The sequence below is a fragment of the Borrelia hispanica CRI genome, assembly GCF_000500065.1.
Taxonomy (GTDB): Bacteria; Spirochaetota; Spirochaetia; order Borreliales; family Borreliaceae; genus Borrelia; species Borrelia hispanica.
The window spans coordinates 1-1,055 of sequence record NZ_AYOU01000092.1 but is presented as its reverse complement, the minus strand read 5'-3'; the positions used below and the strand labels follow the sequence as shown (position 1 = coordinate 1,055).

Here is a 1,055-nt window from a genome sequence, read left to right as displayed (position 1 = left end):
TTTGATTCTGATTTTGGTATTTTAAAACAAAATATTAAACAAATAGTTGAAACTAAACGTGAGAACTTACGAAATATGCATAGAATTGTAATTAATGACGACCCCTCATCCATTTACAACATTATTGCAACATCACTTGCAATTATAGAAGAACAAATTATTAATGAAGTTAATATACTCTTTTCTAAAATTAGCCCTGGGGGCGAATACTTTAAAGCTATAGAAGAGCATATCAGTATCAAAAGCACAACATTTAATGCTGTACATACAGCTTTAACTTCTATCGACGGAATAGAATATGCAAATATCATAAGCACAGCTGGTAAAGCTAATATTTATCTTATAGTGAATGAATCACTACTAGATTCAACTAAAACTAATATTATCAATTCTGATTTTAAATCAACACTCTGGCAAACACTATATAAAACTATTCCTAGTGGTACTATTCTAGAAGGCAATATTAATATTGATGGGCTAAATCAACAAAACCAACTCAAATCATATAAGGTATCCTTAGGCGTTAGAAAATACGTTTATCTTAAAGTAAAGTATCAACTTGACCTTCAAAATCATATTTATCTTAACATCGACTCACGTATTAGAGATATATATACACGTATTGTAAATAATAATTACACGAATATGGGTATCAAATTTGAATATCAAGATTTCTTTGCTCCTGTAAATGAGATTAAGGGCATTAAAGGATTAAAAATATTTGCAGTGCTCAAAGATGATGACAAAACTCAAATTGCAAACATTAATGATTCAGAATTTAAAGAAAATCAAGATATAGATGTTAAGCCTGAAGAATTACTTATATTTAATCTTACAGACAACCTATTCATTGATATTACATCTTAAGAAATAAGGAATATAAATATGATACCTAATTTTCTTAAAAACACAGAAATTGCTAAGTTAATTCAAACTGAAACTAACTATGCTAATGTACTTCTTGCTGAACTTAAAAGTCTAAATTCGAACTTTACTAGTATTAACGCTACAAAACACTGCTCATCAAGATTTATTGCTATATGGTTATCTCAACT

2 protein-coding genes are annotated in these 1,055 nt (G+C 28.2%); both read left to right on the top strand.

The genetic code is table 11. The annotated features are described in order from the left end of the window. Positions 1-867 (top strand): DUF276 domain-containing protein (locus U880_RS0102615; RefSeq protein WP_024654649.1); only part of this gene is annotated, 867 nt, incomplete at its 5' end. A gap of 18 nt (positions 868-885) precedes the next feature. After that, on the top strand, positions 886-1,055 hold a 170-nt coding region (locus U880_RS11140; RefSeq protein ID WP_152520380.1), incomplete at its 3' end, for a DUF735 family protein.